7 protein-coding genes are annotated in these 4,362 nt (G+C 62.8%); 6 read left to right on the top strand and 1 reads right to left on the bottom strand.

All coding sequences use genetic code 11. The features are described 5' to 3' along the window. From AC1D0Z_RS16620 to AC1D0Z_RS16605, 4 genes are all read left to right on the top strand, one after another. Positions 1 to 426: peroxidase family protein (locus AC1D0Z_RS16620; RefSeq protein ID WP_477659325.1), on the top strand; the 426-nt coding region annotated here is incomplete at its 5' end. 104 nt (positions 427 to 530) lie between these two features. Next, positions 531 to 917 (top strand): carboxymuconolactone decarboxylase family protein, encoded by a 387-nt coding sequence (locus tag AC1D0Z_RS16615; RefSeq protein WP_477659324.1) that lies wholly within the window; start codon positions 531 to 533, stop codon positions 915 to 917. Continuing rightward, a complete protein-coding gene (locus AC1D0Z_RS16610; protein WP_477659323.1) occupies positions 914 to 1,414 on the top strand; it encodes an N-acetyltransferase family protein in 501 nt (166 codons plus the stop codon). Before AC1D0Z_RS16615 ends, AC1D0Z_RS16610 begins: the two co-directional genes overlap by 4 nt. Positions 1,415 to 1,749: 335 nt before the next feature. Further along, the gene (locus tag AC1D0Z_RS16605) at positions 1,750 to 2,115 is read left to right on the top strand and encodes an HPF/RaiA family ribosome-associated protein (RefSeq protein WP_477659322.1); all 366 of its coding nucleotides are present in this window, start codon (positions 1,750 to 1,752) and stop codon (positions 2,113 to 2,115) included. Here AC1D0Z_RS16605 and AC1D0Z_RS16600 read toward each other — a convergent pair. After that, the gene (locus AC1D0Z_RS16600) at positions 2,112 to 2,603 is read right to left on the bottom strand and encodes a GNAT family N-acetyltransferase (RefSeq protein ID WP_477659321.1); all 492 of its coding nucleotides are present in this window, start codon (positions 2,601 to 2,603) and stop codon (positions 2,112 to 2,114) included. The two genes, AC1D0Z_RS16605 and AC1D0Z_RS16600, sit on opposite strands and share 4 nt — an antisense overlap. Positions 2,604 to 2,858: 255 nt before the next feature. Here AC1D0Z_RS16600 and AC1D0Z_RS16595 point away from each other — a divergent pair, with 255 nt between their 5' ends. Beyond that, complete coding sequence (locus AC1D0Z_RS16595) at positions 2,859 to 3,611, top strand: metallophosphoesterase family protein (RefSeq protein ID WP_477659320.1); 753 nt, start codon at positions 2,859 to 2,861, stop codon at positions 3,609 to 3,611. Then, positions 3,608 to 4,362, top strand: a 755-nt coding sequence (locus AC1D0Z_RS16590) for a serine/threonine-protein kinase (RefSeq protein WP_477659319.1), incomplete at its 3' end; no start/stop codon positions are given. The genes AC1D0Z_RS16595 and AC1D0Z_RS16590, both read left to right, overlap by 4 nt.

Genomic DNA, 4,362 nt, shown 5'->3' with positions numbered 1-4,362 from the left:
GGGCAGGGCGCGCGTGCGGCTGAGCAATTGGTGGATCGCGCCAACCTGATGACGCTGACGGCCCCCGAGATGACGGTGCTTGTCGGGGGTATGCGTGCCCTGAATGCCAACGTCGGGCAGGCCCCGCACGGTGCTTTTACCAGGCGGCCCGGGACCTTGAGCAACGACTTCTTTGTGAACCTGCTCGACATGCGTACGAAGTGGCAGAAATCYGCCGACGCTGAAGGTGTTCTGGAGGGCCGCGACCGCACAACGGGTGAGCTCAAGTGGACGGGTACGGTGATTGACCTGGTCTTCGGTTCAAACTCGCAGTTGCGGGCCATTGCGGAAGTTTATGCATGCAGCGATTCTCAGCAAGTCTTCGTGCGTGACTTTGTGGCGGCCTGGAACAAGGTGATGAACCTTGACCGCTACGACCTTGCCTGATTGCGACAGACCCTCATAGGCGCTGATTGAGGCCAAGCCCGCCCGGTGAAGACCGAAGCGGGCTTTTTTCCTTTCCATTACGCTTCGTCTTTTAGGAGCCTCCCATGACGCAGCCCGCAGACAAGGATTTCGAGAGAGGCCTCGCCACCCGAAAACAGGTGATGGGTGAGGATTTTGTGGCCAATGCCTTTAGCAAGGCGAGTGATTTTTCCCTGCCGATCCAGCACTTCATTACCCGCAACGCCTGGGGCGATGTATGGCAGCGGCCGGGGCTGGACCTCAAGACGCGCAGCCTGATCACGGTGGCCATGCTGACGGCCCTGGGCAAACAGCATGAACTCAAGGGCCATGTGCGTGCCGCACTCAACAACGGCGTAACGCCGGAGCAATTGCAGGAGGTGTTGCTTCACGCCAGTATTTATTGCGGTTTGCCCGCCGCCGTGGAAGCCTTCAGGACAGCGGCGGAAGTCGTGGATGCCCCCACACCATGACAGCGATCCACCGCTGCGAAGAGGCCGACTGGCCCGCCGTGTGGCCCCTGTTGCGTGCCACATTTGAGACGGGTGACACCTACGCTTTTTCACCCCAGAGCACCGAAGCCGAAATCCATGCCGCCTGGATGGAGGCACCGTGGGCCACCTATGTCGTGCGCGAGGGTGCAGCCGGTGATGGGCCTGTGCTCGGGACTTATTTCATCAAGCCCAACCAGCCCGGCCTGGGCTCGCATGTTTGCAACTGTGGCTACGTCGTAGCCCGCGAGGCGCAAGGCCGGGGCCTGGCATCGGCCATGTGCGGGCACTCGCAGCGCGAAGCGGTCGCCATGGGTTTTCTGGCGATGCAGTTCAACCTGGTGGTGTCGACGAATGAGCGGGCAGTGCGCCTGTGGGAGAGGCTGGGGTTTGAAGTGGTGGCTACCTTGCCTGGGGCTTTTCGGCACCAGCGGCTGGGGCTGGTGGATGCGCTTGTGATGTTCAAGACCTTGGGCTGAGAAGGTTGTTGGTCTTTAAGCCAACGGGAACGGACGCTGACGCTATTGAATTGAAGCGATCAGGGTGAGTTCGTGAGCTGTAGTTCCTGCTCCGACGACGGGCCCTCAGCAGAGACAGCCACAAATCCGGCGCTGTCGCTGCGTGCATCGCGCGGCCGCTTTTGGCATGAGTCCTGTGAAAAAACCACCCCTACTTCAGGGTGGGGATCAGGACTACACGCTCGCGGCCATCCAGAGCGCACAATGGATTTTCCGGTTGGCCTTCCTGGCAACTGCAAAACAGCCCGGCTGGCAGGCCTCTTCGCTGTAACCCTCCTGAAAGGAAAACAATACCCATGCAAGTTCAAGTCAATTCCAACCACACCATGCATACCGGCGAATCGTTCGGGCGCTGGGCCAGCACCGAACTCAACACATCCCTGAGCCGCTTCAGGGGCGACATCACGCGCATAGAGGTTCATATGAGCGATGAAAACAGCGACAAGATCAGCCCGGACCAGAAACGCTGTGTGATGGAGGCGCGGCTGGCGCATCATGAGCCACTGGCTGTCAATCATCAGGCGTCCAGCCAGGACGAGGCCTTTCGCGGCGCAAGCGAGAAGCTCAAACGCATGCTTGACCACACACTGGGGAAGCTGCGCGACCAGCATCGCGCACGTGAAACCATCCGCCACGAGCCCGACGCATCTGACGCGGGTTAACTTTTGCCGGCCGCGATGCTGGTGGCGGGCTTGGCCATTACAAAGCGGTGAAGCATGGCCCCGCGCCGTTCCACCACCTGTTCTTCACTCACCATAAACCCCTGGCGTTCGAAGAATGGCCGGCTCACCAGGCTGGCTTCGGTGAAAAACTTCGTCACACCAAGCTTGCGCAACGCGGTTTCGGCGTGGCGGTAAAGCTGCGAGGCAACGCCACGGCGTGCCGCGGCAGGGGAGGTAAACAGGAGGTCGATATGGCCGTTTGTTTCAAAGCCGATAAAGCCCAGCGCAGGGCCGGCTTGCGAGTCTTGTGCCAGAAAGACCTGTAACGGGCCGAGCCGTGTTTCCCATCGAACCAGGTCGGGCGGGCGCGGCGCCCAGGCCTCGCGTTGCACCGCGTCGTAGTGGCTTGCCGCCAGGCCATGAACCGCGTCGGTGAACAGCCGGGCGACCACGGCGAGGTCTGAATTTGCGTAAGGCCTGATGTGCATGGCGTGCGTGATATGTGGGGCAAGTTTCAACAACCAGAAATTAAGCAACAGTTTGAGCTGCAGCCCAGTCAGGACGGGCGCAAGCAGCTATAAATTCCATAGCACTTGAATGACCGCCGTCTTGCCGGGCGGCTTGCGCCCTAAAAACCGGCCACCGGGCTTTCTTTTCCGGCAAACTGTGCTGTCCCGCCGCTGAAATTGCTTCGCGCCATGCTGCGGGATTGTCTGTTGTGAATTGGAACTGCGCCCCATCTTATGAAAATAGCCCTGTTGTCGGATGTGCATGCCAACCTGCGTGCGCTGGAGGCCTGCCTTGCCCATGCCGCAGAACAGGGCGCTGGCCGCCTGGCCATACTGGGCGACCTGGTGGGCTATGGCGCCCAGCCGGCCGAGGTGCTGCAGCGGATTCGTGGCCTGGCCGGCGAGGGCGCCGTTGTGCTCAGGGGCAACCATGACCAGCACACGGTGACGCCACCCGTGCAGGCCCGCTCACTCGACCAGAGCGGTGCCGCCTGGACGCATGACCGGCTCGATAAAGAGGCGCTGGCGTTTCTGGAGGCCCTGCCACTGACGGCGACCATCGGTACTGCCCTGCTGGTGCATGCCAGCGCTGACTCCCCGGGGCGATGGCACTATGTAGACAACGAGCGCCGCGCCGAGGCAAGCCTTGACGCTGCGGCGCTCGACCCGGATGTGCGGTATGTGTTTTGTGGCCATGTGCACCAGCAGACGCTTTATTTCCGCGGTGCGGGGCAGGGGCTGATGCGTTTTCAGCCCACGCCGGGCGTGACCATCCCGGTACCGGCACATCGCCACTGGCTCGCCACGGTCGGTTCTGTGGGCCAGCCGCGCGACGGCAACCCCAAGGCCATGTATGCACTGTTTGACCCGGAGCTGGCCGAGCTGACTTTTCACCGGGTGGCCTACGACCACCTGGCCGCTGCGGCCGACGTGCGTGCAGCGGGCCTGCCCGCCTACTTCGCGCAGCGGCTGGAGGCGGGCCTGTGAGGCTGATGGCACCCGGCACGGTGGTGGATGGATTTGTGGTTGGCGAATGCCTGCATGCCGGCGGCATGGCGCATATCTACCAGGTGGGCTATGCCGACGCGGTGCACGCCGTGCCTTTTCCGCTGGTAATGAAGGTGCCGCGCATGACGGCTGGCGATGGCGCTGAAAACATCGTGGGGTTTGAGGTCGAGCTGCAGTTGCTTTCCGTGCTGACCGGGCCGCATGTGCCGCGGCTGGTGGCGGCGGGCGACCTTGAAAAAATGCCCTACCTGGTGATGGAATACATCTCCGGCCGTACGTTGCAGCAACTGCTGGACGAAGCCGCGGCGCCGCTGCCCGCGGAAGAAATTGCCCGGCTGGGCGTGGCAGTCGCCCAGGCGGTGCACAGCCTGCACCTGCAGGACGCCTGCCMCCTGGACCTGAAACCGGCGAACGTGCTGATACGCCCCGATGGCAGTGCCGTCCTGCTCGACTTCGGCTTGTCTTGCCATGCGCATTACCCGGACCTGCTGGCTGAAGAGCTGCGTCCCGCCGTCGGCTCTCCGACCTGGATGGCGCCCGAACAGGTGGTGGGCGTGCGGGGCGACCCGCGCAGCGACATCTTTGCCATCGGCGTGATGCTGTATGAGCTGGCCACGCGCGAGCTGCCTTTCGGCAACCCGCAGACCCGAGGCGGCTTGCGGCAGCGCCTGTGGATGGACCCGGTGCCGCCGCGCGTGCTGCGGCCCGACCTGCCCGAATGGCTGCAGGA

Source organism: Polaromonas sp. P1_E3 (genome assembly GCF_056405935.1).
This window is presented reverse-complemented; position numbering and strand designations above follow the sequence as displayed.